Origin of the sequence: Frigidibacter sp. RF13 (assembly GCF_026626305.1) — a bacterium.
GTDB lineage: Bacteria > Pseudomonadota > Alphaproteobacteria > Rhodobacterales > Rhodobacteraceae > TMP-24.
The window spans coordinates 459,736-485,169 of record NZ_JAPNUE010000001.1 but is presented as its reverse complement, the minus strand read 5'-3'; the positions used below and the strand labels follow the sequence as shown (position 1 = coordinate 485,169).

At 64.0% G+C, this 25,434-nt stretch carries 27 protein-coding genes; 18 read left to right on the top strand and 9 right to left on the bottom strand.

What is annotated here, in order from left to right; genetic code table 11:
* The first annotated feature begins 246 nt into the window (after nt 1-246).
* The 3 genes from aptA to OU426_RS02300 are packed head-to-tail and all read left to right on the top strand — an operon-like array spanning nt 247 to nt 2,429.
* Nucleotides 247-1,572 (top strand): omega-aminotransferase AptA, encoded by a 1,326-nt coding sequence (aptA, locus tag OU426_RS02310; protein ID WP_267632230.1) that lies wholly within the window; start codon nt 247-249, stop codon nt 1,570-1,572.
* A gap of 48 nt (nt 1,573-1,620) precedes the next feature.
* On the top strand, nt 1,621-2,142 hold the full coding sequence (locus OU426_RS02305; protein ID WP_267632229.1) for a GNAT family N-acetyltransferase: 522 nt from the start codon (nt 1,621-1,623) through the stop codon (nt 2,140-2,142).
* Nucleotides 2,139-2,429: a cupin domain-containing protein gene (locus OU426_RS02300; protein ID WP_267632228.1), complete on the top strand. Its 291-nt coding sequence runs from the start codon at nt 2,139-2,141 to the stop codon at nt 2,427-2,429. The genes OU426_RS02305 and OU426_RS02300 overlap by 4 nt, the downstream gene beginning before the upstream one ends.
* A 5-nt stretch (nt 2,430-2,434) precedes the next feature.
* On the opposite strand, the gene OU426_RS02295 is transcribed toward OU426_RS02300, so the two are convergent.
* A complete protein-coding gene (locus OU426_RS02295; RefSeq protein WP_267632227.1) occupies nt 2,435-3,067 on the bottom strand; it encodes a TetR/AcrR family transcriptional regulator in 633 nt (210 codons plus the stop codon).
* 148 nt (nt 3,068-3,215) lie between these two features.
* Here OU426_RS02295 and OU426_RS02290 point away from each other — a divergent pair, with 148 nt between their 5' ends.
* On the top strand, nt 3,216-4,466 hold the full coding sequence (locus OU426_RS02290; protein WP_267632226.1) for a Zn-dependent hydrolase: 1,251 nt from the start codon (nt 3,216-3,218) through the stop codon (nt 4,464-4,466).
* An 8-nt stretch (nt 4,467-4,474) separates the two neighbouring features.
* Here the strand turns inward: OU426_RS02290 and OU426_RS02285 are convergent, their stop codons facing one another.
* Nucleotides 4,475-4,765: a hypothetical protein gene (locus OU426_RS02285; protein ID WP_267632225.1), complete on the bottom strand. Its 291-nt coding sequence runs from the start codon at nt 4,763-4,765 to the stop codon at nt 4,475-4,477.
* A gap of 80 nt (nt 4,766-4,845) precedes the next feature.
* Here OU426_RS02285 and hydA point away from each other — a divergent pair, with 80 nt between their 5' ends.
* The 8 genes from hydA (at nt 4,846) to OU426_RS02245 (ending at nt 11,860) form a co-directional block, all read left to right on the top strand.
* The gene (gene hydA, locus OU426_RS02280; protein ID WP_267632224.1) at nt 4,846-6,300 is read left to right on the top strand and encodes a dihydropyrimidinase; all 1,455 of its coding nucleotides are present in this window, start codon (nt 4,846-4,848) and stop codon (nt 6,298-6,300) included.
* Between the two features lie 35 nt (nt 6,301-6,335).
* A complete protein-coding gene (locus OU426_RS02275; protein WP_267632896.1) occupies nt 6,336-7,136 on the top strand; it encodes an ABC transporter ATP-binding protein in 801 nt (266 codons plus the stop codon).
* A 9-nt stretch (nt 7,137-7,145) separates the two neighbouring features.
* The gene (locus OU426_RS02270) at nt 7,146-7,478 is read left to right on the top strand and encodes a hypothetical protein (RefSeq protein ID WP_267632223.1); all 333 of its coding nucleotides are present in this window, start codon (nt 7,146-7,148) and stop codon (nt 7,476-7,478) included.
* The gene (locus tag OU426_RS02265) at nt 7,475-8,341 is read left to right on the top strand and encodes an ABC transporter permease (RefSeq protein ID WP_267632222.1); all 867 of its coding nucleotides are present in this window, start codon (nt 7,475-7,477) and stop codon (nt 8,339-8,341) included. The genes OU426_RS02270 and OU426_RS02265 overlap by 4 nt, the downstream gene beginning before the upstream one ends.
* Nucleotides 8,338-9,183, top strand: coding sequence for an ABC transporter permease (locus OU426_RS02260; RefSeq protein ID WP_267632221.1), 846 nt, complete (start codon nt 8,338-8,340; stop codon nt 9,181-9,183). Before OU426_RS02265 ends, OU426_RS02260 begins: the two co-directional genes overlap by 4 nt.
* Nucleotides 9,184-9,229: 46 nt before the next feature.
* Entirely contained in the window at nt 9,230-10,216 is a 987-nt protein-coding gene (locus OU426_RS02255; RefSeq protein ID WP_267632220.1) for an ABC transporter substrate-binding protein, read from the top strand.
* Nucleotides 10,217-10,309: 93 nt separating this feature from the next.
* Nucleotides 10,310-10,489 carry a hypothetical protein gene (locus OU426_RS02250; protein WP_267632219.1) on the top strand — a complete coding sequence of 60 codons (180 nt, stop codon included), beginning with the start codon at nt 10,310-10,312 and terminating at the stop codon, nt 10,487-10,489.
* Nucleotides 10,490-10,561: 72 nt separating this feature from the next.
* On the top strand, nt 10,562-11,860 hold the full coding sequence (locus OU426_RS02245) for a helix-turn-helix domain-containing protein (RefSeq protein WP_267632218.1): 1,299 nt from the start codon (nt 10,562-10,564) through the stop codon (nt 11,858-11,860).
* Nucleotides 11,861-11,907: 47 nt separating this feature from the next.
* Here the strand turns inward: OU426_RS02245 and OU426_RS02240 are convergent, their stop codons facing one another.
* The 4 genes from OU426_RS02240 to OU426_RS02225 are packed head-to-tail and all read right to left on the bottom strand — an operon-like array spanning nt 11,908 to nt 14,775.
* Nucleotides 11,908-12,618: a DUF502 domain-containing protein gene (locus tag OU426_RS02240; protein WP_267632217.1), complete on the bottom strand. Its 711-nt coding sequence runs from the start codon at nt 12,616-12,618 to the stop codon at nt 11,908-11,910.
* A gap of 48 nt (nt 12,619-12,666) precedes the next feature.
* Entirely contained in the window at nt 12,667-13,584 is a 918-nt protein-coding gene (locus OU426_RS02235) for a pseudouridine-5'-phosphate glycosidase (RefSeq protein WP_267632216.1), read from the bottom strand.
* Nucleotides 13,581-14,471, bottom strand: coding sequence for a PfkB family carbohydrate kinase (locus OU426_RS02230; protein WP_267632215.1), 891 nt, complete (start codon nt 14,469-14,471; stop codon nt 13,581-13,583). Before OU426_RS02230 ends, OU426_RS02235 begins: the two co-directional genes overlap by 4 nt.
* 46 nt (nt 14,472-14,517) lie before the next feature.
* Nucleotides 14,518-14,775, bottom strand: a complete 258-nt coding sequence (locus OU426_RS02225; RefSeq protein WP_267632214.1) for a hypothetical protein — start codon at nt 14,773-14,775, stop codon at nt 14,518-14,520.
* Between the two features lie 176 nt (nt 14,776-14,951).
* On the opposite strand from OU426_RS02225, the gene OU426_RS02220 reads away from it, so the two are divergent.
* The 5 genes from OU426_RS02220 (at nt 14,952) to tsf (ending at nt 20,193) form a co-directional block, all read left to right on the top strand.
* Nucleotides 14,952-16,499 carry a winged helix-turn-helix domain-containing protein gene (locus OU426_RS02220; RefSeq protein WP_267632213.1) on the top strand — a complete coding sequence of 516 codons (1,548 nt, stop codon included), beginning with the start codon at nt 14,952-14,954 and terminating at the stop codon, nt 16,497-16,499.
* Nucleotides 16,499-17,179 carry a DUF2461 domain-containing protein gene (locus OU426_RS02215; protein WP_267632212.1) on the top strand — a complete coding sequence of 227 codons (681 nt, stop codon included), beginning with the start codon at nt 16,499-16,501 and terminating at the stop codon, nt 17,177-17,179. The genes OU426_RS02220 and OU426_RS02215 overlap by 1 nt, the downstream gene beginning before the upstream one ends.
* A gap of 108 nt (nt 17,180-17,287) precedes the next feature.
* Nucleotides 17,288-18,208, top strand: coding sequence for a homocysteine S-methyltransferase family protein (locus tag OU426_RS02210; protein ID WP_267632211.1), 921 nt, complete (start codon nt 17,288-17,290; stop codon nt 18,206-18,208).
* 223 nt (nt 18,209-18,431) lie between these two features.
* On the top strand, nt 18,432-19,196 hold the full coding sequence (gene rpsB / locus OU426_RS02205) for a 30S ribosomal protein S2 (RefSeq protein ID WP_267632210.1): 765 nt from the start codon (nt 18,432-18,434) through the stop codon (nt 19,194-19,196).
* A gap of 97 nt (nt 19,197-19,293) precedes the next feature.
* Nucleotides 19,294-20,193, top strand: coding sequence for a translation elongation factor Ts (gene tsf, locus OU426_RS02200; protein ID WP_267632209.1), 900 nt, complete (start codon nt 19,294-19,296; stop codon nt 20,191-20,193).
* A gap of 358 nt (nt 20,194-20,551) precedes the next feature.
* Here tsf and OU426_RS02195 read toward each other — a convergent pair whose 3' ends face one another.
* A complete protein-coding gene (locus OU426_RS02195) occupies nt 20,552-21,343 on the bottom strand; it encodes a LuxR family transcriptional regulator (protein ID WP_267632208.1) in 792 nt (263 codons plus the stop codon).
* Between the two features lie 190 nt (nt 21,344-21,533).
* Here OU426_RS02195 and OU426_RS02190 point away from each other — a divergent pair, with 190 nt between their 5' ends.
* Nucleotides 21,534-22,712, top strand: coding sequence for an NAD(P)/FAD-dependent oxidoreductase (locus OU426_RS02190; RefSeq protein WP_267632207.1), 1,179 nt, complete (start codon nt 21,534-21,536; stop codon nt 22,710-22,712).
* Here the strand turns inward: OU426_RS02190 and OU426_RS02185 are convergent.
* Both OU426_RS02185 and OU426_RS02180 read right to left on the bottom strand, forming a co-directional pair.
* Nucleotides 22,709-24,466: a SulP family inorganic anion transporter gene (locus tag OU426_RS02185; RefSeq protein ID WP_267632206.1), complete on the bottom strand. Its 1,758-nt coding sequence runs from the start codon at nt 24,464-24,466 to the stop codon at nt 22,709-22,711. The genes OU426_RS02190 and OU426_RS02185 overlap by 4 nt on opposite strands.
* 35 nt (nt 24,467-24,501) lie before the next feature.
* Nucleotides 24,502-25,374 carry an MBL fold metallo-hydrolase gene (locus OU426_RS02180; RefSeq protein WP_267632205.1) on the bottom strand — a complete coding sequence of 291 codons (873 nt, stop codon included), beginning with the start codon at nt 25,372-25,374 and terminating at the stop codon, nt 24,502-24,504.
* Nucleotides 25,375-25,434 lie beyond the last annotated feature (60 nt).

Sequence of the window (25,434 nt, the reverse complement as noted above, 5' to 3'; positions counted from 1 at the left end):
CGGTCCTCCGACCGGCAGGATAGACGCGCGGCCCCACCGCCCGCAAGCGCAGACCGTCCAGTCTGTCTCTCTTAGCGGGTGAAAAATTTATTTAGCAATTTTGCCTGATTTGTTTCGTTTCTCTTTATTGCTTCGCGCTGCTCTGCTAAAGTGAAGCCATCGTCCGGCCAGGCGCCTGCCGCGAGATTCGCGGCGCCGCATAGGGGGCGCTCACCGGGCCGAACCGCCCGTTCATGGGAGAGAGACATGGCGCTTGACCGCAAGCCCGCACCGAATGACCTGAACGCCTTCTGGATGCCGTTTACCTCGAACCGCCAGTTCAAGCAGAGCCCCCGCATGTTCGTGGCCGCCAAGGACATGCATTACACCACCTCCGACGGCCGCCAGGTGCTGGACGGCACGGCGGGCCTTTGGTGCTGCAACGCCGGTCATTGCCGTCCGAAGATCACCGAGGCGATCCAGAAGCAGGCAGCCGAGCTTGATTATGCGCCCGCCTTCCAGATGGGTCATCCGATCGCCTTCGAGCTGGCGAACCGGATCATTGATATCGCGCCGAAGGGTATGGAGCATGTGTTCTACACGAACTCCGGCTCGGAATCCGTTGAAACTGCACTGAAAATTGCCATTGCCTATCACCGCGCGCGCGGCGAGGGGACCCGCACGCGCCTCATCGGCCGCGAGCGCGGCTATCATGGCGTGAACTTCGGCGGCATCTCGGTTGGCGGCATCGTCAACAACCGCAAGTTCTTTGGCACGCTGCTGGCGGGCGTCGATCACCTGCCGCATACGCATATCCCGCAGAATGCCTTCGCCAAGGGCCAGCCGGAACATGGCGCGAACCTTGCCGACGATCTGGAACGGATCGTGGCGCTGCATGGGGCCGAGACCATCGCCGCCGTGATCGTTGAGCCGATGGCGGGATCGACGGGCGTTCTTCTGCCGCCGAAAGGCTATCTGGAAAAGCTGCGGGCGATCACCAAGAAGCACGGCATCCTGCTGATCTTCGACGAGGTCATCACCGGTTTCGGCCGTCTGGGCTCAGCCTTTGCCGCGCAGCATTTCGACGTGCTGCCCGACATGATGACCACCGCCAAGGGCCTGACGAACGGCGTCATCCCGATGGGCGCGGTGATCACCACGGGCGAGGTGCATGACGCGTTCATGACCGGCCCCGATCACATGATCGAGCTCTTCCATGGCTATACCTACTCGGGCAACCCGATCGCGGCGGCCGCAGGTGTGGCGACGCTTGAGACCTACAAGGAAGAAGGCCTCTTCGAGCGCGCGAACGATCTCGCGCCCTACTGGGAACAGGCGCTGCATTCGCTGAAGGGCACGCGGAACGTCATCGACATCCGCAACATGGGCCTGATCGGCGCGGTGGAACTGGAGCCGATCGCGGGCCAACCGACCAAACGCGCCTTCTCGGCCTTCCTGAAGGCCTACGAAAAGGGCATCCTGATCCGCACGACCGGCGACATCATCGCCATGTCGCCGCCCCTGATCATCTCGAAGGCCGAGATCGACCGGCTGATAGGCACGCTGAAGGAAGTGCTCGACACGCTGGAATGACGGTAAGGCCGGGGGAGACCCCGGCCTTTGCTTTTGGCCGAGGTCGCCATGGATATCCATCTCAGACCGGCGCGGCCGGGGGACGGAGCGCTGATGCTCGAGGTCGCGCGCGCTTCGGTCGAAGGCCTGACCGGCAGCCACTACGATGCCGAGCAGATCGCCGCCTGGACGCGCGACCGCACGCCCGCCTATTATGAACCCGATATCGCCACCGGGCGGACGATCATCGCCGAAAAGGCGGGCAGGGCGGTCGGTTTCGTTTCGTCCGTCCCTGGCGAACTCACGCGGCTTTTCATCACGCCAGAGGTTGCGGGGCAGGGGCTCGGCGCGCGCCTTGTCCGCTTCGGGATCGCGCTCGCCTGCGCCGAAACTTCAAGACCGGTGATCCTGCAAGCGACGCTGAATGCCCGCCGCTTCTACGAACGAAACGGCTTTGTCTATCAAAGCGACGGCGCCTATGCGCACGGCACGGGCGGCATGCCGGTCCGTATCGTAAACATGATACTTGCCCCGTCTCACTATCCGGCAGAACGCCGGTCGGTTTCCCAGATCATGGAGGCTTTTGCATGACCACACGCCCCACCTGCACCGCGACCCAGATGATTGACGACGCGCGCGTCCGAGTCACCCGCTTCGACTTCGTGCCAGGGGCCGAAACCGGCTGGCACCGGCACGGGTTCGACTATGTCATCACCGCGATCACCGATTGCCACATGGCTCTGGAGGAGCCGGGCGGCGGGACAAGGCGCGTCACGGTTCCGGCGGGGACCGCCTATCGCCGCAGCGAAGGGGTGGAACATAATGTCGTCAACGATGGCGACATGCCGATGAGCTTCGTCGAAGTTGAATTGAAATAGAGCGGTCAAACCGCCCCGATCCCCCGCAGAATAATCGCCTTCACACTGTCCTTCGCTGCCTTCCACTGCTTGTCGCTGAAAGGCCTGCCCCCGTTCAGTGTCTCGATCTGGTGGCCGAAGTCGGCGTAATGCTGGGTCGTAGCCCAGAGCATGTAGAGAAGATGGCGCGGGTCGATCGGCGCCATTTTGCCCTCGTCAATCCAGCGCTGGATGAGCGCGGCGCGGTCAGCTGTCCATTCGCGCAGCGTCGTTTCCAGATAGTCCTGGATGACCGGCGCGCCGTGCATGACCTCCGACGCCCAGACCTTCGATCCGTCCGGGTGGCGGCGCGAAATCTCCATCTTGGCGTCGATATAGGCGCCGATCCCCTCGATCGGGCCGGGGGCGTTATCGAACGAATCCGCCGCATGCAGCCAGATGTTGAAGATGTTGCGCACGACCTCGCGGTAGAGGTCTTCCTTGGTAGGGAAGTAATAGTGCAGGTTCGCCTTCGGCAGGCCCGCCATGTCGGCAATGAGCTGCATCGTTGCGCCGCCGAAGCCCGCCTCGGCAAAGACCTTTTCGGCCGCCGACAGGATCCGCTGCTCATTCTCCAGCCGGATCGCATTGCGCTTTGACAGGCGTTCGGGTTCGCTCATCGGCCTGCTCGGGGTCCTTTCCGGGGCGTCAAGAAATTAGTTGACCGCTTGGTCAGGTTGTGGTCGTCTCAAAGCTGACCATACGGTCAGGAAGCGAGTCGCCGCAAGGGGCATGAAGACCCCACGCCGGACGACGGGGAGAAAAGACATGACCGCTATCGGACCGAATGTCCGCATCAATTCCGCGCGCCTCTGGGACAGCCTGATGGAAATGGCCAAGATCGGCCCGGGCGTCGCCGGCGGCAACAACCGCCAGACACTGACGGACGCCGACAGCGAGGGGCGCCACCTGTTCCAGCGCTGGTGCGAGGCGGCGGGCTGTTCGATGGGCGTCGACACGATGGGCAACATGTTCGCGACGCGCCCCGGCACTGACCCCAATGCGCTGCCGGTCTATATCGGCTCGCACCTCGATACCCAACCAACGGGCGGGAAGTACGACGGGGTACTGGGCGTTCTGGCGGGGCTCGAGGTCGTGCGCTCAATGAACGACCTCGGGATCAAGACGAAGCATCCGGTCGTGGTGACCAACTGGACGAACGAGGAGGGCGCGCGGTTCGCGCCTGCGATGCTTGCCTCGGGCGTTTTCGCAGGCATCCATACGGAAGAATATGCCAAGGGCCGCATCGATCTTGAGGGCAAGGTCTTCGGCGAGGAGCTGAAGCGCATCGGCTGGGTCGGCGATGAGAAGGTCGGCGCCCGCAAGATGCATGCGATGTTTGAATATCACATCGAACAGGGCCCGATCTTGGAGGCCGAAGGGAAAGAGATCGGCGTCGTCACCCATGGCCAGGGCCTGTGGTGGCTGGAGATCACGCTGACCGGCAAGGATGCCCATACCGGATCGACGCCGATGAACATGCGGGTGAACGCAGGCCTTGGCATGGCGCGGATCACCGAGCGGGTGCACCAGATCGCGATGGCCCACCAGCCGAACGCAGTCGGTGCCGTGGGGCAGGTCACGGTCTTCCCGAATTCGCGCAACGTCATTCCCGGCAAGGTAATCTTCACCGTCGACATCCGCTCGCCCGATCAGGCGAAGCTCGACGCGATGCGGGCCGAGGTGGAGCGCGCGGCCCATGCGGTGGCGAAGGAACTGGGCCTTGGCTGTTCAATCGAGCCGGTCGGGCATTTCGACCCGGTGACCTTCGACCCCACACTCGTGAAGCGCGTGCGGGAAAATGCTGAACGGCTGGGGTTCAGTCACATGGACATCATCTCGGGCGCCGGTCACGACGCCTGCTGGATCAACCGCGTGGCACCCACCGTGATGATCATGTGCCCCTGCGTGGACGGGCTATCCCACAACGAGGCCGAGGAGATTTCTCAGGACTGGGCGGCCAAGGGGGCGGATGTGCTCTTCCATGCGGTCGTCGAGACGGCGGGGGTGGTGGGGTGAAAACAGCGCTAAATCCATTGCTTGCGCGGAAGACCATATTCAATCTTGAGTGTGGAGCTGCGGCCGCTTGGGGTGATGCGCAAAACTCTATCCGTTTCTTGTCGAAACTCGTGCATGACATTGCAGACCGTGGGCATCTGGTTTGGATGGCTGCCCGAAGCGAAGTCTGTTGCTTCGTGAAGGTCCCTCGAAACAACAGTTATGAACTTCTGTCCGGCCTGAGTCGCAGCCTGAAGCTTCCTTCTGAGCGTTTCGCGAACGCGATCCGCGTTGGAAAAATCTTTGCCCATATCCGTCACCCATTTCTTGCTGGTTCAATCAGCTTGCGGCGATTGCGCGAGTTAGGCCAGTCAGAAAATCGATCGAGAGGAATTGACGCATGACGACAGTCATCAAGAACGGCACCATCGTCACCGCCGACCTGACCTACAATGCCGATGTCCGGGTGGAGAACGGTCGGATCAGCGAGATCGGCCCAAACCTGAAGGGCGACCGGGAGCTGGACGCGACCGGCTGCTATGTGATGCCGGGCGGGATCGATCCGCATACGCACCTCGAAATGCCGTTCATGGGCACCTATTCGACCGACGATTTTGAAAGCGGCACGCGCGCGGCCTTGTCTGGCGGCACGACGATGGTCGTCGATTTCGTCCTGCCCGCGCCAGGGCAGGGGCTCTTGGACGGCCTGCAGATGTGGCACAACAAATCGGGCCGGGCGAACTGCGACTATAGCTTTCACATGGCGGTGACCTGGTGGGGCGAGAAAGTGTTCGAGGATATGGCCCCGGTCGTCCGCGAACACGGGATCAACACGTTCAAGCATTTCATGGCCTACAAGGGCGCGCTGATGGTGAACGACGACGAGCTGTTCGCCTCGTTCCGCCGCTGCGCTGAACTGGGGGCGACCGCGCTCGTCCATGCCGAGAATGGCGATGTGGTGGCTGAGCTGACGGCGAAGCTTCTGGCCGAAGGAAACACCGGGCCCGAGGCGCACGCCTATTCCCGCCCGCCGCAGGTCGAGGGCGAGGCCACCAACCGCGCGATCATGATAGCCGACATGGCGGGGGTGCCGCTCTATGTGGTGCACACTTCCTGCGAGGAGGCGCATGAGGCGATCCGGCGGGCGAAGCAGGCAGGCAAGCGGGTCTGGGGCGAGCCGCTGATCCAGCATCTGACGCTGGATGAAAGCGAATATTTCCATCCCGACTGGGACCATGCCGCACGGCGGGTAATGTCGCCACCCTTCCGCAACAAGCACCATCAGGACAGCCTCTGGGCCGGACTCGCCTCGGGGACGCTATCTTGCGTGGCGACCGACCATTGCAGCTTCACGACCGAGCAGAAGCGCTTTGGTGTTGGGAATTTCGCAAAGATCCCGAACGGGACGGGGGGCCTCGAGGACCGGATGCCGATGCTCTGGACCCATGGGGTGAATACGGGCCGGATCACGATGAATGAATTCGTCGCCGTGACATCCACGAACATCGCCAAGATCATGAACGTCTACCCGAGGAAGGGCTCGGTTCTGGTCGGCGCGGATGCCGACCTCGTGGTCTGGGACCCCGAGAAGACGAAGACGATCAGCGCCAAAAGCCAGCAATCGGCGATCGATTACAATGTGTTCGAAGGCAAGACGGTAAAGGGCCTGCCGCGCTACACACTGACCCGCGGCCAGGTCGCAATCGACGACGGCGAAGTGAAGACCCGCGAAGGCCACGGCGCCTTCGTCAAGCGCGATCCGAACGGCACGGTGAACCGCGCGCTCAGCGCCTGGAAGGAACTGACCTCGCCCCGCCCGGTGGAGCGGACGGGGATACCGGCGACGGGCGTATGATGCGTGATCTGGCAGGGCCGGAAGGGGACGGGCTGATGAAGGACACGATCAATGCGGCGGCTCCGGTCATCGAGGCGCGAAACCTCGACCTGACCTTCGACACGGCCGACGGCTCGGTCCATGCGCTGAAGGATGTTAGCCTGACGATCTCGAAGGGGGAGTTCGTCAGCTTCATCGGCCCGTCGGGCTGTGGCAAGACCACCTTCCTGCGCTGCATCGCGGCCCTGGAGACGCCGACCGCCGGCACGCTGACCGTGAACGGCATGACCCCGGACGAGGCGCGGAAAAGCCGGGCCTATGGCTATGTCTTTCAGGCGGCGGGGCTTTACCCCTGGCGGACGATTGCGGGGAATATCAAGCTGCCCTTGGAAATCATGGGCTTCGACCGGGCCGAACAGGAGAAGCGGGTCGAGCGGGTGCTGGAGCTGGTGGAACTCAAGGGCTTCGGCAAGAAATTCCCTTGGCAGCTCTCGGGCGGCATGCAGCAGCGCGCCTCGATTGCGCGCGCGCTGGCGTTCGATGCCGATCTTCTGCTGATGGACGAGCCGTTCGGAGCGCTCGACGAGATCGTGCGCGACCGCCTGAACGAGGAACTTCTGAAGCTCTGGGCGCGGACGGAAAAGACCATCGGCTTCGTCACCCATTCGATCCCTGAGGCGGTCTATCTCTCGACCAAGATCGTGGTGATGAGTCCGCGCCCCGGCCGGATCACCGACGTGATCGACAGCCCCCTGCCGAAGGAACGGCCGCTCGACATCCGCGACAGCCGCGAATTCATCGAGATCGCGCATCGCGTGCGGGAAGGTCTCAGAGCGGGGCATGGCGATGATGTGTGAGGAGAGGACATGACTGGCGCCTTTCCTTGGCTCGTCGCCTCGACTGCCGTGTTCATGGCGGCCAATTCGGCGCTGAAGATCCATGCGACAAGTGGTGGCTGGGCAATGCTGATCGGCGCGCTGACGCTCTTCTGCGTGGGCAACACGATGATGGTGCAGGTCATGCGCGGCAGCGGGCTGGGTCTCGCCATCGCCATGTCGGTCATCTTCCAGATGGTTGCGGTCTCGCTTCTGGCGATGGTGGCCTTCGGTGAGCGGCTGACCGGGCTGCAATGGACGGGGATCGGGCTTGGCGTGATCGCCGTCCTGATAATCGCCTGGCCGAAGGGAGCGGGCGCATGAGAAACATCGTCCCCATCCTCACCGTCGTCGCAGCCATCGTCATCCTTTGGTATGGGGCAGCGGTGAAGCTGAATTCGGCCTGGGTCTATGATCAGGCCACGCGCGCCGGGGCGAAGGTGCCGTCCTTCTCGCAGGTTGTGACCGAGACGATGAATCAGGAGCGTCCCGTCCTGCCGACGCCGCATCAGGTTACAGCGGAGCTGTGGAAGTCGACCGTGGGCATGGCGATCACCTCGAAGCGCAGTCTGGTTTATCACGGCTGGGTTACGCTCTCGGCGACGCTTCTCGGTTTTGCCATTGGCACGGGGCTCGGGGTGCTGCTGGCGGTAGGGATCATTCACAACCGCGCGATGGATATGTCGGTGATGCCCTGGGCGATCGCCTCGCAGACCATCCCGATCCTTGCCATCGCCCCAATGATCATCGTGGTCCTGAATTCGCTCGGGCTGCAGGGGCTTGTGCCGAAGGCGATCATCTCGGCCTACCTCAGTTTCTTCCCGGTGGTCGTCGGCATGGTGAAGGGTCTGCGCAGCCCCGACCAAATGCAGCTCGACCTGTTGAAGACCTACAATGCGAGCGCTGCGGCGGCCTTCTGGAAGCTCCGGGTGCCGTCCTCGATGCCTTACCTGTTTGCGAGCCTGAAGGTCGGCATTGCCGCCTCGCTTGTCGGGGCCATCGTCGGCGAATTGCCCACGGGCGCGGTGGCGGGTCTGGGCGCGCGGCTTCTGAGCGGCTCCTATTACGGGCAGACGGTGCAGATCTGGGCGGCCCTTTTCGCGGCGGCGATCGTGGCGGCCGGAATGGTGATCCTGATCGGCGTGATCGAGAAAGGGACCTTGAAGCGCATGGGGATGGTCCGATGAGCTGGGTGATCGTGGCGCTCGCCGCATGGATTGGCGGTTGGTATCTGAATATCCGCCTATCGCACGCGGCCGTGGCGCGGACGCGCGCAGGTCAACTGGCGGTGCCGGTGATTTTCGGCCTGACGATCCTGATCCTGTGGGAAGGGCTGGTGCGGGGCCTCAATGTTTCGCCGGTGATCTTGCCACCACCCTCGGCGGTTCTGGCGCGGATCGGATCTAGCCTGCCGACGCTTGGCGCCGATTTCTGGCAAACGGCGGTTAAGGGTGCGCTGACGGGCTATGTGCTGGGTTGCGGCGCTGCGGTACTAACAGCGATTGCCATCGACCGGTCGCCCTTCCTGCAGAAGGGCCTGCTGCCGGTCGGGAATTTCGTCGCCGCGCTGCCCATCGTCGGGATCGCCCCCATCATGGTCATGTGGTTCGGCTTCGACTGGCAGTCGAAGGCTGCGGTCGTGGTGATCATGGTCTTCTTCCCGATGCTCGTGAACACGGTCGCGGGGCTGAAGGCCACCGACGCGATGCAGCGCGACCTGATGGCCACCTATTCGGCCAGCTACTGGCAGACGCTCGCAAAACTGCGCCTGCCGGCGGCGATGCCCTTCCTCTTCAACGGGCTGAAAATCTCTTCGACACTCGCCCTTATCGGCGCCATCGTCGCGGAGTTTTTCGGCAGCCCCATCGTCGGCATGGGGTTCCGCATCAACGCCTCGATCGGACAGCTTGCGCTTGACATGATCTGGGCAGAGATTGCGGTGGCGGCATTGGCGGGCTCGGCCTTCTATGGCCTCGTCGCGCTGATCGAACGGCGGATGACCTTCTGGCATCCGTCGCAGAGACGTTAAATCAGGCGCCGGGCCAAACCGGCGCCGCAACATGGAGGTCGAAGGAATGAGGAAGCTACTGACGGGCGCCATCCTGGCTGCGCTTGGCGCAGGCGGCGCGCAGGCAGCCGACGATGTGACGCTGCAACTGAAATGGGTCACGCAGGCCCAGTTCGCGGGCTATTATGTCGCCCAGGCCCAGGGGTTCTACGAGGAAGAGGGACTGAACGTCACCATCCTTCCCGGCGGGCCGGACGTGGCGCCGACGCAGGTGATCGCGGGCGGTGGCGCGGATGTGGTCATCGACTGGATGCCCTCGGCGCTTGCGGCGCGTGAAAAGGGCCTCGCCCTTGTCAACATCGCCCAGCCGTTCAAATCCTCCGGCATGATGCTGACCTGCCGCAAGGATTCCGGGGTAGCGACCTCGGCCGATTTTGCGGGCAAGACGCTCGGTGTCTGGTTCGGCGGCAACGAATATCCGTTCCTGAACTGGATGAACAAGCTCGGCCTGAAGACCGACGGATCGGATGGTGGCGTCACCGTCCTGAAGCAGGGCTTTAACGTCGATCCGCTGCTGCAGCAGCAAGCAGCCTGCGTTTCGACGATGACCTACAATGAATATTGGCAGGTGATCGACGCAGGCCTGACGCCCGACGACCTCGTGGTCTTCAAGTACGAGGACGAGGGCGTGGCGACGCTGGAAGACGGGCTTTATGTGATGGAGGAAAAGCTCGCCGACCCGGCCTTCGAGGACAAGATGGTTCGCTTCGTCCGCGCCTCGATGAAGGGCTGGAAATGGGCCGAAGAGAATCCCGATGATGCCGCAATGATCGTTCTCGACAATGACGCGACGGGCGCGCAGACCGAAGCGCATCAGAAGCGGATGATGGGCGAGATTGCCAAGCTCACCGCTGGATCGAACGGCGCGCTGGACGAGGCCGACTATCAACGCACGGTCGATGCGCTGATGTCGGGCGGCTCGGACCCGGTGATCACCAAGGCCCCGGAAGGCGCCTGGACCCACCAGATCACCGACAAGGCGCTCGCCAACTGAACCTGATATGAAGGGGCGCGGGCCCGCTGTGGTGGCCCGCGCCTCTTTGCCCTTGGCGCCCGGCGAAAACCGGGTAGAAGGAGGATCAGGCAGATGGAGGCGGACCCCGTGCGGCGACAAGCGAAGACCCTGACCCTGATTGCGCTTACGCTCGTTTCGACGGGCCTTGCCGCCTGCAACCGCGGCCAGCCGAAGCTGACCGAATGCCTGGGCGACGTACCCGCCGTGCCGCGCATCCATGACGTGGCGCCACCGAATTGCCCTTCCAACTGACGCGCTGCCCGCGACTTGCGGTTTTCCTTGCTTGAAAATCCTGTAAACTCCCGCCTGTAAAGGAGGGGGAGCATGCGCCGTGCGCTGACCGGAACCCGCATCCGCGAACGGCGGATGCTTCTTGGACTGACGCAGGCCGATTGTGCGCGCCGCGCGGGCATGTCTCCCGCCTACCTCAACCTCATCGAACATAACCGCCGTCCGGTCGGGCCCGACCTTCTGGAAAGGCTGGCCGCAACGCTTGGCGTCGATACGGCGCTTTTGGCGGAAGGGGCCGAAGGCGCGCTTTTTCAGACGCTGACCGAGGCGGCGGCGGGTGTCGAGCCGACGGCGGTGCCGCCGGAGACCGCGCGCATCGAGGAGTTCGTCAGCCGTTTCCCCGGCTGGGCCGCGCTTCTGGCCGAGCGTCAGGGCCGTGCCCTGAGCCTGACCCGGCGCATCGAGATCCTGTCGGAGCGGATGGCGCAGGACCCTTTCCTGTCGGCCTCGCTGCACGAGGTCCTGTCGGCGATCACCGCGATCCGGTCCACGTCCGCCATCCTCGCCGAGGATGCCGATCTCGACCCCGACTGGCGCGCGCGCTTTCACCGCAACATCCACGCCGACAGTATCCGCCTAACCGAGGTCTCGACCGCGCTCGCCGCCTGGCTTGATCAGGCCCATGCACCCGAAGCCGGTCTTGCGGCCCCGCAGGAAGAGGTCGAGGCGTGGCTCGCCTCGCGCGGCTGGGACCTGCCGGAGCTGGGGAAAGACGCACACGACATCGCTCCGGACCTTGCTTCAGAGGCTGCGCGCCACATGGCGGATCAGCTGATCGCGCGGCATCGGTCCGACCTGCAGTTGTTACCCGACGCGGCATTTGCGCCGATCCATGCGGTCACTTCCGATCCGTTCGAGATCGCGACGCGCCTCGGTCTGGCGCCCTCTCTGGTCCTGCGGCGGTTGGCGCTGCTGCCCTCGGCGCCCGGCGACACTGGCTCGCCAGCCTTTCCCGAAGGCGCCGCTGCCGTGGCCTGCGATGCCTCGGGCACGCTCACCTTCCGCCGTCCCTGCGCAGGCTTTGCCCTGCCGCGCTTTGGCGCCGCCTGCGCGCTCTGGCCGCTCTACGAGGCGCTGTCACACCCTTTCGCACCGGTCACCGCCCTCTTGCGCACCTCTGGGCGCGGCAGTGGCGGGTTGTTTCACGCCTATGCCTGGGCGGAACGGTCCTATCCGGCAGGCCTTGCTGCCGCACCTGTGACCGAGGCCTGGATGTTCCTCGTGCCTGCCCGCGCCAAGACAGGCGCTGCGCGCGCCGTCGGCTCCTCCTGTCGGGTCTGTGCCGAGGCCATCTGCCCGGCGCGGCGCGAACCCTCGATCATTTCCGCCTGAGGCGGAGCGGCATCGTCAAGAAGATTGGTGCACGCAGACGTTCGCTGTCAGCGGGCCGCGATCGCGGCCTTTTCGGCCGGGTAGACGAGACCCGCCGAGATGATCAGTTTGGCCGCATCCTCGACCCCCATCTTCTCTAGCAGGATCACATCCTTGCGGGGCACATAAAGCAGGAAGCCCGATGTCGGATTGGGCGTGGTCGGCAGGAAGACCGTCAGCACCTCGCCGCCCGTCGGTATCTTCTCTGCGATCTCGCCCTTGGCGGCGGTCGAAACGAAACCCACCGCCCAGATGCCGGGACGCGGATATTCGATCAGGCACGCGGTATCGAACTTCGATTCACTCTGGGAAAAGACCGTCTCGGCGATCTGCTTCAGCCCGTTGTAGATCGAGCGGACGAATGGCATCCGGTCGACGAGACCTTCGCCCCAGCCAATCATCTGGCGCCCGATCAGCCCTTTGGCGATCCAGCCGACGAAGATGGTGAAGACCAGAAAGATGATCACGCCGAAGCCGCGGATCGACACCGGCGGCTGGTATCCGAGATAGCGGTCAAGCATCACGTCCGGGTGGAAGGCGTAGGGCACGAAGGGCAGAACCCAGCTGTCGATCCAGCCGACGATCTTCCATATCAGCCAGATCGTCAGCCCGACCGGCAGCACGACCACAAGGCCGGTCAGAAAATTTGCCCGGAAGGCGCCCAGAAGCGAACGCCGGGCATGGCTATGGGCAGGCGGTTGCTGCGGTTCGGTGGTCATGAGGTTCCCTTCCCTTGAGGGCAAACTTAGGCAAGGGATGCCGCCGCATCAATGGTCTGCGGCGAGCGAAATCGCGATGGCGGAGGCCAGCCGCGCATTGTTTAGGACAAGCGCGATATTTGCCTCAAGCGAGCGGCCCTTGGTCAACCGGAAGATCCGGTCGAGAAGGAAGGGTGTGACCGCCTTGGCAGCAATCCCCTGCGCCGCCGCCTCGGCAAGGGCCGCCTCGATTACCGGCACGATCACCTCGCGCGGAATTTCCGCCTCGGCCGGGATCGGGTTGGCGACAAGCTGGCCGCCCGAAAGCCCAACTGTGCCCCGCATCCGGTGGGCGCGGGCGATCTCGGCGGCGCTGTCCATGCGCAGGGGCGCTTTGAGGCCCGAGGCGCGCGACCAAAAGGCGGGGAAATCATCCTGACCGCAGGCGATGACCGGCACGCCGAGGGTTTCCAGCACTTCAAGCGTCTTCGGCAGGTCAAGGATCGCCTTCGCCCCGGCGGCGACCACTGTGACCGGCGTGCGCGCCAGTTCCTGCAGGTCGGCCGATATGTCGAAGCTCGTCTCCGCTCCGCGATGGACGCCGCCGATCCCGCCGGTCGCGAATGTCTCGATCCCGGCCAGATGGGCGCAGATCATCGTTGCAGCCACCGTCGTGGCGCCGGTCCGCCCCGATGCGAGACAGGCGGCGAGATCGGCGCGGCTCAGTTTCATCGCATCCGGGGCGCGGGCGAGCGCCTCAAGCCGAGCCTCATCCAGCCCGACATGGATAGCGCCGCCCATGATCGCGATGGTGGCCGGAACCGCCCCGGCCTTCCGCACTTCTGCCTCGACCCGGCGCGCGGTCTCTAGGTTCTGCGGATAGGGCATGCCATGGGTGATGATCGTCGATTCCAGCGCGACGATGGCGCGGCCCGTGGCGGTCGCTTCGGCAACCTCGGGCGAACGGAGAAGCGGCAGGACGGTCATGATCTGATATCTCCGGAAACGTAAAGGGCCGCGGCCTCAAGCGCGGCGCCGAGCGCGTCGGCACGGGCCGCGCCACGCCGTTCGGCCACCAGATGCGCGGCCATGAATGTATCGCCCGCGCCGGTCACACGCGTCACCAGAACCGGGCGAGGCGGGGCGCTGATGACGCCTTCGCCGCTGGCGCCGTCGGCCGCTGGCTTGCCGCCGTTCGTCACCAGAACCCTGCGGGCGCCGCGCGACAGAAGTCCCTCTGCAGCCTCGGGCGCCGAGTGGAAACGGCGCTGGCACAGAAGCCCCGCCTCCTCAAGGTTCACATAGATCGTGGCATTGGCCATCGGCAGGATCGGCAGAAGCCGTTCGGCCTTGCCGGGCGAGGCGGGCGCGATGCGCAGATCGGCTGCGGCGAACAGCGGCGAGGCGGCGATCTCGGACAGAAGGCCGATGGTCAGATTGCCGTCAAGCGCGATCGGTCCGGCCCACGGCAGGCCGGGGCCACCAAGACGGCCATCGCCAAGCGGTACGAGGATCTTGTCGCCCGCGCGTTCCAGCGAATGGGCGTCCGCGATGGCTGCGATCAGCCCGTTGCCGCCCTCGATCGCCATATAGCGGTCGGTCGGCAAATCGTCGGAGCGATAGGCAAAGGTGCAATCGACGCCAACCCCGGCCGACGCCGCAATCAGTTCCTCGCCCTCGGCATCACGGCCGATGGCCGTCAGGACGGCGGGCCGCATGCCGAAGCGGGCGAGCGTCATCGCGATGTTCATCGCCACGCCGCCCGGCAGGCGGCTGATGCGGCCGGGCACATCGGCGCCCGCCTCCATATGCGCGGGGGTGCGGCCGATGATGTCCCACAGGACCGAGCCGATGCAAAGGATGTCAGGTGTCATGCGGTCGTTCTTGCCCAGGATGCCGGGCAAGACAAGGGGGCGAATGTCAGTGGTCGCTGCGGCCAAATCCCGATTGCAGGAAGAAGGGCAGGGCCGGATCGTAAGTCAGAGCGCCTGTCAGCTCTTCGGGCGAGAGCCGGGTATCGCGCAGGGTTTCGATGGCGACCGCGCTCAGGCGGGCCTGGCCTTCCATCGCGGCAGTTGTTCTGGCGAAGCTGCGGCGCAGGCGGTGGATCAGGCCCGGCCTGCACGAATGGCCAGCGGTCAGGACGTTGCGCAGGGCGGTCTGGGCAAGGCGGGTCATCGGCGGCTCCCTCGGTCTCGATGGAGCCAGATTACCGGATGGGACGGATCACGCTTGAGGATGGCGTGGGGATTTCGTGGGGAAAAGCTCTAGAATTTCGAGGAAATGCGGATGGCGTTTGATATGCACACCGAGGAGGGCTATTGCCTGAGAAAAAATGACGGGGCCTGTGCCGCATGCATCACGTCTTCGGCCCATATGCGCTTTATGCCGATCGCGCCGAGCTTGTCGGGCCGGAAGGGCCGGTGCGGCTTGAACCCAAGGCCTTTGCCGTCCTGCGCCTGCTGGTCGAAAACAACGACCGCGTGGTTTCGCGAGAGGAAATGATCGATGTAGTCTGGGGCGGGCGGTTCATTTCGGACGCAGCCGTGTCAACCGCGCTGAAGTTCGCCCGCAAGGCGGTTGGCGATGATGGTGGCCGCCAGACGATGATCCGCACGATCCACGGGCTCGGCCATCGCTTTGTCGCCCCGGTCGAGCGGCGGGCGGATGCGACCACCGTCGTTCAGGTCAACGAGCCCGCACCGGAGCAGACCGACCGCAGGCCGACGATTGCCGTCCTGCCTCTTGTCCAGAATGCGGGCGAGGCGGTGCAGGTGGGCGACGGGTTGGCGGACGAGATAATCTCTTCCCTCGCGCGCCTGCGCTGGCTGCGGGTGATTGCACGGGAATCCACCTTTCGCTTCCGGCAGGACGGGATTGACCTTGATGGCCTGCGCCGCGTTCTGGGGGCGGGATATGTGCTGAGCGGGCGCATCGAACTGGTGTCGGGGCGGCTCAATGTCGGCGTCACACTGGTCGAGACGCTTTCTGGTTCGGTCGTCTGGGCCGACCGCTTCAGTCCGGCGCTCGATGATCTTCACATGGCGCGGCAAGAGATCACCTCGGCCGTCATCGGTGCACTGGACCTGCGGATATCGCAGGCCGAAGCGGCAACTGCACGTACGAAATCGACCGAGATGCTGGATGCCTGGGGAGCCTATCATCTGGGGATGAGCCACCTGCTAAGGTTCAATGCGCGCGACAACGCGATTGCCGAGGGGCTGTTCGCACGCGCAATCCAGATGGACCCGAACTTCTCAACCGCCTTTGCCGGGCGGGCCTTCGCCCTGCAGCAGGAGGGATCACAGGGCTTTTCGGCGGACCCCGCTCCCGCACTCGCCGAAATGCGGCGCATGGCGGAGCGGGCGGTCGAACTCGACCCCTTCGATCCCTTTGCCAACATGGTCATGGGCCGGGTGCTTCAGATGTCCGGGCGGCCGGATGACGGGCTTTTCTGGTATGAGCGCGCCATCGACATCAGCCCGAACTTCGTCAAGGGCCATTTCTCGCGTGGGATGATCGACATGCTTGCCGGTCGGACCGATCGGGCCCGCCTCGGCCTGGATACATCGATGCATCTGAGCCCGATGGACCCGCTTCTCGGCCTGATGCTGACGTTCAAGTCGCTCTCGCATCTCGTCGATGGCAAACTTGATCTCGCGCTGGATCTATGCCGGAAGGCCGTGCACAGCAATCAAGTGCATTACCTGATCCTGACCAACGCCGCCCTGGTCAACCACGCGGCAGGCGACTTAGTGGAGGCAAGGCGGCTGGCGGGCCACTTGCGCACCCTGCGCCCGGACGCGAGGGTTGCGCCCTTCTTTCTGTCGATGAACTTCGCGAATGCCGATATTAGAGCCTGGGCGCGCGAGATTTTGAACGAACTGGGGATCCCCGACTGATGCGCTATTCCGGTCTGCCACGCGAAACCCTCGCCTTCCTGTGCGATCTCCGGGACAACAACGACCGCACCTGGTTCGAGGCGCATCGCAGGGAGTATGAGCAAGACTGGCTCGCGGCCGGTCTCGACCTGATCGCGGCGCTTGCGCCGCTTTGCGAGCGGATGGATCCGCGGCTTCTCGCCGTGCCGAAACTCAATCAATCGCTGCGCCGGATCCATCGCGACACGCGCTTTTCTAAGGACAAGAGCCCCTACCAGCCCTGGCTGCACCTGATCCTCTCGACCGGACCTGAGTTCAACAAGGTGCCGGGCATGCATATCGTGCTGACACCCGGCGGGCTGGGTTATGGCGCCGGTCACTACGGGCTGGACCCCGCCGCACTTGAGCGGATGCGGGCGCGCATCTGCGATGCAAAGGACCGCGGTGCACTTCTCTCGGCGCTCGACGAGGCGGAAAAAGTCGGCAGCACGCTCGACACCCCCGATCTCGCCCGGACGCCCAAAGGCTATCAGACAGCGCCAGACTGGGATCACCTCCTGCGCCGCAAGAGCCTGATCGCCCGGACTCAGGCAAACAGTGTGCCGCCCGACTGGCTTTTCACTCCCGACGCACCCGAGCGTCTCGCAAAGATTGCCCGTGCCCACCTGCCGCTTCTGGCCTGGTTAACGCGGCCCACCTAGATGTCGGCGATTCATGGACGGCCTTCGGCAATATTGGTGTAAGGTGGCTTTGTGCGGCACGCTCGGTAGGCATCCTGCCTGACCTGTCCGCCAACCCGGGGGGGTATCATGGCAGCGCTAGACCTTCTGCTCGCCACATCGCGCCCGTTTCTGGCCGATGGCGGGCTTGAGACCGACCTAATCTTCAACGACGGATTCGATCTTCCGCACTTCGCGTCATTCGCTTTGTTGGCGACACCCGAAGGCCGGGCCGGACTGGAGCGGTATTTCGACCGCTACCTTGATCTCGCAGAAAAAAGCGAGCGCGGCTTCCTTCTCGATACGGCGACCTGGCGCGCGAATGCCGGCTGGGCGCCCAAGCTCGGACTTTCCTCGGCCGAAATCAAAGACGTCAACCGGGAGGCTGTCCGCCACGCCCGGCAAATCCGCGCCCGGCGCGGCTGGGCAGACCGGATCCTGATCAACGGCTGCGTTGGCCCGGCAGGCGACGGGTACGCGCCGGGTCAGATGTTTACGCCGGAGATGGCGGAAGACATCCACCGCCCGCAGCTGGAGGCATTTGCAGACGAAGCAGTCGACCTTGTCAGCGCCATGACCATGACCCATGTCGGTGAAGCCGCAGGCGTCGTCCGCGCGGCCCGCGCGGTCGGTCTGCCGGTCGTCATATCCTTCACTGTTGAGACTGACGGCTGTCTGCCGGTCGGCACCCCGCTCGGCCGCGCGATCGAAGAGGTGGAGGCCGCCACCGGAGGGGCGCCGCTGTACTACGGCATCAATTGCGCGCACCCGACGCATTTTCTTGCTCATCTGAAGGGAAGCTGGACGCAACGCATCGGATGCGTGAGGGCAAATGCCTCGGTCCTCAGTCACGCGGAACTGGACGAGGCGACGGAACTCGACGATGGCGATCCCGACGAATTCGGGCATCTCTACTCCGAACTGGCCGCGCGGCTGCCTGGGCTCCGGGCTGTCGGCGGGTGCTGCGGATCCGACCATCGCCATGTTGCGGCGGCAATGGCTGCAACCTGATCCGATGGCGCCCATGGTGGCGCCATATATCGCAGCGCCTCATGGTCTGGCGCGGCGCGACCGCCGATCTGCCCCTCTTGCGTCATCTGTAGAAACCGCTTATACGCGCGCCACTTCACAGGCGAAGTGCGGGCTTTCGGGGGAGACATCCCCGGCGGTCCACCGGTTGCCCCTTTTGGGGTAAGATCACTTCGCCCAGGCACAAACCGGAAAGGAAATAGCCATGGGGCTTCCTGAGTTTTCCATGCGCCAGCTTCTTGAAGCGGGCGTTCACTACGGCCACCAGACCCAGCGCTGGAATCCGCGGATGGGCGAGTTCATCTACGGCGACCGTAACGGCATCCATATCATCGACCTGACGCAGACCGTGCCCATGCTCGACGCCGCGCTTAATGTGGTGCGCGAGACCGTCGCCAAGGGCGGCCGGATCCTTTTCGTCGGCACCAAGCGTCAGGCCCAGAAGGCCGTCGCCGAAGCCGCCGAAAAGTGCGCGCAATATTACATGAACCACCGCTGGCTCGGCGGCACGTTGACCAACTGGAAGACCGTTTCCCAGTCGATCGCGCGTCTCAAGCAGATCGATGAGGTGATGGCCTCGGGCGCTGAGGGCCTGACCAAGAAGGAACGTCTGGGCATGGAGCGCGAGCAGGCGAAACTCCAGGCCTCGCTCGGCGGCATCCGTGAGATGGGCGGCGTTCCCGATCTCCTCTTCGTCATCGACGTGAACAAGGAAGACCTCGCCGTGCTCGAAGCCAATAAGCTCGGAATTCCGGTCGTCGCCGTCGTCGACACCAACTGCTCGCCCAAGGGCGTGAACTATGTCATCCCGGGCAACGACGACGCGGCCCGCGCCATCGCGCTTTACTGCGACCTCGTGAGCCGTGCGGCGCTTGACGGCATGTCGGCCCAGATGGGCGCGGCAGGTGTCGACCTCGGCGCGCTGGCCGAGGCACCGGCGGAAGAGCTCGACGCGAGCGCCGACGCCTGAGGCCGGGGCAGGGGGCCGGTGCCCCCTGTCACACAGATTTCAGCGGGCGGGGATATTCCCCGCCTGTCCGGTTCATGAACATTGAAGGAGAGCGGTCATGACGATCACCGCGAGCATGGTCAAGGAACTGCGCGATACGACCGGCGCAGGCATGATGGACGCCAAGAAGGCGCTGACCGAAAACGACGGCAACATGGAAGCCGCCATCGACTGGCTGCGCACCAAGGGCCTGGCGAAAGCCGCGAAGAAGGCCGACCGCGTTGCGGCCGAGGGTCTTGTCGGTGTCGCGATTGAGGGCGGCAAGGGCGTGGCCGTCGAGGTCAACTCGGAAACCGACTTCGTTGGCAAGAACGAAGAATTCCAGGGCATGGTGAAAAGCTTCGCGCAGGTCGCGCTCGGCGTTTCCGACGTCGAGGCGCTGAAAGCCGCGAGCCTTAACGGCAAGCCGGTCGAGGCGGTGCTGACCGACGCGATCGCCAAGATCGGCGAGAACATGACCCTGCGCCGCATGGCTGCGGTCTCGGGCGATGTCGTCGTGTCCTATGTCCACAATTCGGTCGCCGACGGTCTTGGCAAGATCGGCGTTCTCGTCGGCCTGAAAGGTACGGATAACGGCATCGGCAAGCAGCTCGCGATGCATATCGCCGCATCCTCGCCGATGGCTCTGTCGGAAGCCTCGCTCGACCCCGCGATCGTTGAGCGCGAGCGCACCGTCCAGACCCAGAAGGCGCTTGAAGAAAACGCCTCTTCAGCCAAGCCCAAGCCCGAAGCGGTGATCCAGAACAACATCATCCCCGGCCGGATGAAGAAGTTCCTCGAAGAAGTTACGCTTCTGGGCCAGAAGTTCGTGATGAACCCCGACATCACCGTCGAACAGGCGGCGAAGGAGGCGGGCGTCGAGATCCTGTCGTTCGCGCGCGTCGCGGTCGGTGAAGGTGTCGAGAAAAAGGAAGAGGATTTCGCCGCCGAGGTCGCCAAGACCCTGCAGGGCGCCTGAGGTCCCTTCCCAGCGAATCAAACGGGCGTCGGGAAACCGGCGCCCTTTTCTTTGGTGTCATGCCCGACGCAAATAAGAATGGCGGTGCTGCCGGGGAAGGGCAACACCGCCTTCAAGCGCGCCGCACCTGTTGGGGATGAGGACAGGGCGCGACTTTGACGGGAACCTGCCGGGGCGGAAATACCCCCGACAGGCCCGTACCGGTTTCCCGGCTTGACCCCTCCCCCCCGAGAATACGAGGCATCCGGATCAGCGTTCCTGGCTTTCGCCACCACTCACGGAACAAGGGTATTGATGACATTTGACGTCGCGTAACGGTAGTCAGGAAATCCTTACCGTTGATCAATTTCCGCGTGGATCAGGTGATGCGAAGCTCTGGCACCAGGAAAATCTGGTTGCGGAAGGAGGCCATGAGAACCGCCTGCGCGGTCGTCTCGACCTCCAGCACCTCTCGCGCGAGCCGGAGGTGTTTTTCGATCGTTGCGGGCGTCAGCCCCATGATCATAGCGATATCCTGAGTGGTCTTGCCGTCGCCCACCCATTCCAGCGCCTCGCGCTGGCGCGCGGTCAGAGTCTTGCGACTGACATAGGGCAAGGCGGAGATGCGCAGGTGGCAGACGTTGTTCAGAACCGTGATCTCGCGGCCGTGCTCGGCCCAGATTCGCTCGACATCGCTCTGGCTGAGGCCACGCTTGGCGCAAAGACCGATGCCGCCCTTGGCGCGGACCGAGACCTCGCGGAAGCCGATCGAATAGCCTGCCAGAACCTCGAACCGGCGGTTGAGGTCAAGGACACGGCGTTCGTCCGCGCTGAGATTGGCGTTGCGGATACGCTCATGCATCAGCGACCAGGATTGCGCGCCGACATGGTCGGCCACCCATTTCACCATAGGTGCCGACTTATAGAGGCCGCCGTGAACAAATTCCTTCACATAGTCGGCCGTGTGATTGGTCAGGATCAGGGAATCGTCGACATTGCCGATCGAATTCGGCGTCTTGAACCGGGTGAAGGCATAGAGCAGTCGGTCGAAGCCGTAGCTTGCCATCTTCTCGCAATGCAGTGCCCAGATCTCTTCAATCGTGGTCGCGCGCAGTACCTGGTCGAGATACTGGATGCCGGAGTCGGTGGTCGGGAAGGCGTGACTAGACACCGCAGACCTCCCCTATCCCCGTTGACAGAACGCGCCCGGAAGCGCGGCTGCAAGCAGTAAAGTCCATAGAACTTCCTGTCATCTATCCCCGCTTGTTCCCTGCCACGATTTATCGCCTTTGTCGAGTGCAGGGCCTTTTTTCCGTACCCCGGCATGATACGTATCGCACGCACGGATTCTTGGGGGCGGCATGGAAAAATATGATGTGGTGATCGCGGGTGGTGCGGTGACCGGGGCCTCTATCGCTTGGTGGCTCGCAGGCATGGCGCCAGCGCTGAGCATTCTCGTGGTCGAGCCCGATCCGACCTATGCGCGCTCCGCAACCGCCCTGTCGGTTGCTTCGGTCCGCAGCCAGTTCTCGAACCCGGTGAATGTCGAGATTTCGCGCTTCGGTGTCGATTTCATTCGCAATTTCGGTGAGCGCGTCGGGCCGGAGGGGGAAGTCCCGTCCTTGGGCTTGAAAGAAAACGGTTATTTGTTCCTGACCGCGTCGGAGAGCGGCAGGGCGGTTATGCAGGAACTGGCTGTGATGCAGCGATCCTTGGGCGCCTCGACCGAGATATTGGGACCGGCAGAACTGGCGGCGCGCTGGCCTTGGATGAAGGTCGACGATCTGGTCGCGGGCAGTTTCGGGCCGCGCGACGAGGGCTGGTTCGACAATATGGGCCTTCTCCATGGGTTCAGGAATGCCGGTCGCGCGCGGGGGGTTGAGTATCGCAAGGGCCGCGTGGCGGGGATGAACCTCAAAGGCGGCCGCGTTGAATCGATAAACCTGGAGAGCGGCGAAACAATTTGTTGCGGCTCTTTCGTCAATGCCGCAGGCACCGCGTCAGGCACGCTTTGTGCGAAAGCCGGGCTCGCGCTGCCGGTCGAGCCACGCAAACGCACGGTCTTCGTGATCGATGCGCCCAATGCCCGTCATCCGGAGGCGCCGCTGATCATCGATCATTTCGGCATCTATCTGCGGCCTGAGCATGGCCAATGGATCACCGCCACCGTGCCCGCAGAGGACGGCCCCTGCGACCCCGACGATTGGGAACCCGATCATGCCCAGTTCGAGGAGCTGATCTGGCCGCGCCTTTACGAGCGCAGCGAAGGGTTCGACGCGGTAAAGGTCGCGCGACTGTGGGTCGGGCATTACGACTACAACCGGCTGGACCAGAACGCGGTGTTGGGTCTTTGGCCGGGGACTGAGAATTTCTACATCGCTTCTGGCTTTTCCGGTCACGGGCTGCAACAGGCGCCCGCCGTCGGGCGGGGTATGGCGGAGCTGATCCTGACCGGCGCCTGGCAGACGCTCGACCTTTCACCGCTGGGGCCGGAGCGGATCATTGCAGGGCGGCCCTTTCTTGAGAAAGCGGTCGTCTAGACCGCTTTCCTCAGGCTGTCGCTGCGCTGGCATGCGAGAGCCGCGCATGTCTCGTCCGGCGCGAGGGTCCGCATCGCGTCGATCTGCGACAGGAAGACCTGCCCGCTCAGGTCGCGCAGGAAATGGCTGCGGTTCAGACGGTCCATAACCGGTCCCTTGACCTCGGTCAGGTGGAAAAGGACGCCCGCATCCTTCAGGCGGTGGTTGATCGCTTCGAGGCTTTCAAGTGCGGAGGCGTCGACGTCGTTCACCGCCGGGCACATGAGGACCACATGCTTCAGCGCGGGCCTGTCAGCGACCTCTGCGAGGATACGGTCTTCGAGGGCGCGGGTGTTGGCGAAATAGAGGCTCTCGTCGACGCGGATCGACAGGATGTTCGGAACGGTCACCACATGATGGCGCAGCACATTGCGGAAATGCTCGGTGCCCGCGACCTGCCCGACCACTGCCATATGCGGACGTGAGGTGCGCAGGAGGTAGAGCGCGAGCGACAGGCCGATGCCCGCGACGATCCCCATTTCGACCCCCTTCACCAGCGTCACAAGCACCGTGGCCCCCATCGCCGCCGCATCCGCGCGCGAATAGGCCCAGGTCCGGCCGAAGGCGCCGAGGTCGACAAGACTCAGGACGGCGACGATGATGGTGGCGGCGAGCACTGCCTGCGGCAGGTTGTAAAGCGCGGGGGTGAGGAAGAGCGTGGCAAGCGCCATGAAAAGCGCGGTGATGGCACCCGCCGCGGGCGTCTCTGCGCCCGCGTCGAAGTTGACGACCGAACGGGCGAAGCCGCCCGTCACCGGGAAGCCGCCCGACAGCGCTGCGCCAAGGTTCGAGGCGCCGAGCGCCACCAGTTCCTGATCGGGGTCTATGCGCTGACGGCGTTTGGCGGCGAGCGTCTGGGCGACCGAGATCGTCTCGACATAACCGACGATGGAGATGAGAAGCGCGGGCAGCGCCAAACGCGCGATCAGGTCAGGATCGAGCCGGGGCAGGGCAGGGGTGGGCAGGCCGCGCGGCACTTCGCCGAGGATGGCGACCCCGGAGGCAGGCAGGTTCATAAGAACGGTCAAGAGGATCGAGGCGATCACCACGACCATCGGGCCGAGGCGGGCGAGTATGCCTGCTGTTCCGGCCGTCAGGCCGAGGCCGATGAGCAGCCCTTTCAGCCAGCGCCGCGCCGCGACCAGCGCGGCGATCGCCGCAAGGCCAAGGAGGATCGTCGAGGGGTTCACGGCAGCAAGGTTCGGCCAGAGGTTTTCTGCGATTTCCGGTAGGGTCTGGCCGCCACCCTTCACGCCGAGAATATGGCGCAGCTGGCTCGCAGCGATCAGAAGGCCCGAGGCGGTGACAAAGCCGGTGATCACCGGATGCGACAGGAAATTGGCGACGATCCCCAACCTCAGAAGCCCCATCGCCAGAAGGAAGGCACCAGACAGAAACGCCAGGAGAACGGCGGCGGCCAGATAATCCGGGCTGCCCGAGGCGGCGATCTGCCCGACGGCTGCTGCGGTCATCAGCGAGGCAACGGCGACCGGCCCGACGGCCAGCGTCCGCGAGGTGCCAAAGAGCGCATAGAGGACCAGCGGTGCGATGGAGGCATAAAGGCCGACCTCCGCCGGAAGCCCCGCCAGAAGCGCATAGGCCAGCGACTGCGGGATCAGCATCACCGTGACGATCAGCGCGGCGATGAGGTCGGCCGCGAAGGTCGCGCGCGAATAGGCAGGCGCCCATTCAAGGATGGGGAAATAGCGTTTCATGGGAAATCCCGCCTGGGCTGTGGCTCAGCTTTTCGTCACAGGCCGTTCACAGGCACTTTGAGGAAGGTCTTGCCGTCCTTGTCGGCGGGCGGCATCTGACCGGCACGCATGTTCACCTGCAGGGACGGGATGATCAGCTTCGGCATCGCAAGCGTCTTGTCGCGCGCCTCGCGCATCGCCACGAATTCCTCTTGCGAGCGGCCGCCGACATGGACGTTGCAGGCCTTCTGCTCGGCGACCGTGGTTTCCCAGCTATAGGTCTCGCGCCCCGGTGCCTTGTAGTCATGGCCGACGAAGATGCGGGTCTCGTCCGGCAGGGTCAGGATCTTCTGGATCGAGGCAAAAAGCGTCTCGGCCGATCCGCCGGGGAAGTCGCAGCGCGCCGTGCCGAAATCAGGCATGAAGAGCGTATCGCCGACGAAGGCGGCGTCGCCCACCACATAGGTCAGGCAAGCGGGCGTATGGCCCGGCGTGTGCAGGACGCGGCCCTCAAGGCTGCCGATGGCGAACCGGTCGCCTTCCTGAAACAGCTTGTCGAACTGGCTGCCGTCGCGCTGAAACTCGGTGCCTTCGTTGAAGATCTTGCCGAATGTGTTCTGCACCACGGTGATCCGGTCGCCGATGCCGATCTTTCCGCCGATCCTTTGCTGGATATAGGGCGCGGCCGACAGATGGTCGGCATGGACATGGGTTTCGAGGATCCACTCGACCGAAAGGCCCTTGTCCTTCACATAGGCGATGACCGCATCGGCAGATTTCGTGTCGGTCCGGCCCGAGGAATAATCGAAATCGAGGACGGAATCGACGATGGCGCAGGCGTTGCTTGCAGGATCCTTCACCAGAAAGGTGACGGTATTGGTGGCCTCGTCGAAAAAGCCGGTCACTTCGGGTTTGGTGAGCGATGTCATGGGTCTCTCCTGCTTGCCACGCTTCGCATATAGGCGCATGTCAAACATATATCAATATTT

Excerpts from the sequence above, each read along its gene's own strand:
- OU426_RS02255 (WP_267632220.1), top strand. The coding sequence starts at position 9,230 with ATGAGGAAGCTACTGACGGGCGCCATCCTGGCTGCGCTTGGCGCAGGC.
- OU426_RS02185 (WP_267632206.1), bottom strand. The coding sequence starts at position 24,466 with ATGAAACGCTATTTCCCCATCCTTGAATGGGCGCCTGCCTATTCGCGC.
- aptA (WP_267632230.1), top strand. The coding sequence starts at position 247 with ATGGCGCTTGACCGCAAGCCCGCACCGAATGACCTGAACGCCTTCTGG.
- OU426_RS02265 (WP_267632222.1), top strand. The coding sequence starts at position 7,475 with ATGAGAAACATCGTCCCCATCCTCACCGTCGTCGCAGCCATCGTCATC.
- OU426_RS02225 (WP_267632214.1), bottom strand. The coding sequence starts at position 14,775 with ATGACCCGCCTTGCCCAGACCGCCCTGCGCAACGTCCTGACCGCTGGC.
- OU426_RS02215 (WP_267632212.1), top strand. The coding sequence starts at position 16,499 with ATGCGCTATTCCGGTCTGCCACGCGAAACCCTCGCCTTCCTGTGCGAT.
- OU426_RS02190 (WP_267632207.1), top strand. The coding sequence starts at position 21,534 with ATGGAAAAATATGATGTGGTGATCGCGGGTGGTGCGGTGACCGGGGCC.
- rpsB (WP_267632210.1), top strand. The coding sequence starts at position 18,432 with ATGGGGCTTCCTGAGTTTTCCATGCGCCAGCTTCTTGAAGCGGGCGTT.
- tsf (WP_267632209.1), top strand. The coding sequence starts at position 19,294 with ATGACGATCACCGCGAGCATGGTCAAGGAACTGCGCGATACGACCGGC.
- OU426_RS02275 (WP_267632896.1), top strand. The coding sequence starts at position 6,336 with ATGAAGGACACGATCAATGCGGCGGCTCCGGTCATCGAGGCGCGAAAC.
- OU426_RS02260 (WP_267632221.1), top strand. The coding sequence starts at position 8,338 with ATGAGCTGGGTGATCGTGGCGCTCGCCGCATGGATTGGCGGTTGGTAT.
- OU426_RS02240 (WP_267632217.1), bottom strand. The coding sequence starts at position 12,618 with ATGACCACCGAACCGCAGCAACCGCCTGCCCATAGCCATGCCCGGCGT.
- OU426_RS02305 (WP_267632229.1), top strand. The coding sequence starts at position 1,621 with ATGGATATCCATCTCAGACCGGCGCGGCCGGGGGACGGAGCGCTGATG.
- OU426_RS02250 (WP_267632219.1), top strand. The coding sequence starts at position 10,310 with ATGGAGGCGGACCCCGTGCGGCGACAAGCGAAGACCCTGACCCTGATT.
- OU426_RS02295 (WP_267632227.1), bottom strand. The coding sequence starts at position 3,067 with ATGAGCGAACCCGAACGCCTGTCAAAGCGCAATGCGATCCGGCTGGAG.
- OU426_RS02220 (WP_267632213.1), top strand. The coding sequence starts at position 14,952 with ATGCATCACGTCTTCGGCCCATATGCGCTTTATGCCGATCGCGCCGAG.
- OU426_RS02180 (WP_267632205.1), bottom strand. The coding sequence starts at position 25,374 with ATGACATCGCTCACCAAACCCGAAGTGACCGGCTTTTTCGACGAGGCC.
- hydA (WP_267632224.1), top strand. The coding sequence starts at position 4,846 with ATGACGACAGTCATCAAGAACGGCACCATCGTCACCGCCGACCTGACC.
- OU426_RS02245 (WP_267632218.1), top strand. The coding sequence starts at position 10,562 with ATGCGCCGTGCGCTGACCGGAACCCGCATCCGCGAACGGCGGATGCTT.
- OU426_RS02290 (WP_267632226.1), top strand. The coding sequence starts at position 3,216 with ATGACCGCTATCGGACCGAATGTCCGCATCAATTCCGCGCGCCTCTGG.
- OU426_RS02210 (WP_267632211.1), top strand. The coding sequence starts at position 17,288 with ATGGCAGCGCTAGACCTTCTGCTCGCCACATCGCGCCCGTTTCTGGCC.
- OU426_RS02300 (WP_267632228.1), top strand. The coding sequence starts at position 2,139 with ATGACCACACGCCCCACCTGCACCGCGACCCAGATGATTGACGACGCG.
- OU426_RS02230 (WP_267632215.1), bottom strand. The coding sequence starts at position 14,471 with ATGACACCTGACATCCTTTGCATCGGCTCGGTCCTGTGGGACATCATC.
- OU426_RS02235 (WP_267632216.1), bottom strand. The coding sequence starts at position 13,584 with ATGACCGTCCTGCCGCTTCTCCGTTCGCCCGAGGTTGCCGAAGCGACC.
- OU426_RS02270 (WP_267632223.1), top strand. The coding sequence starts at position 7,146 with ATGACTGGCGCCTTTCCTTGGCTCGTCGCCTCGACTGCCGTGTTCATG.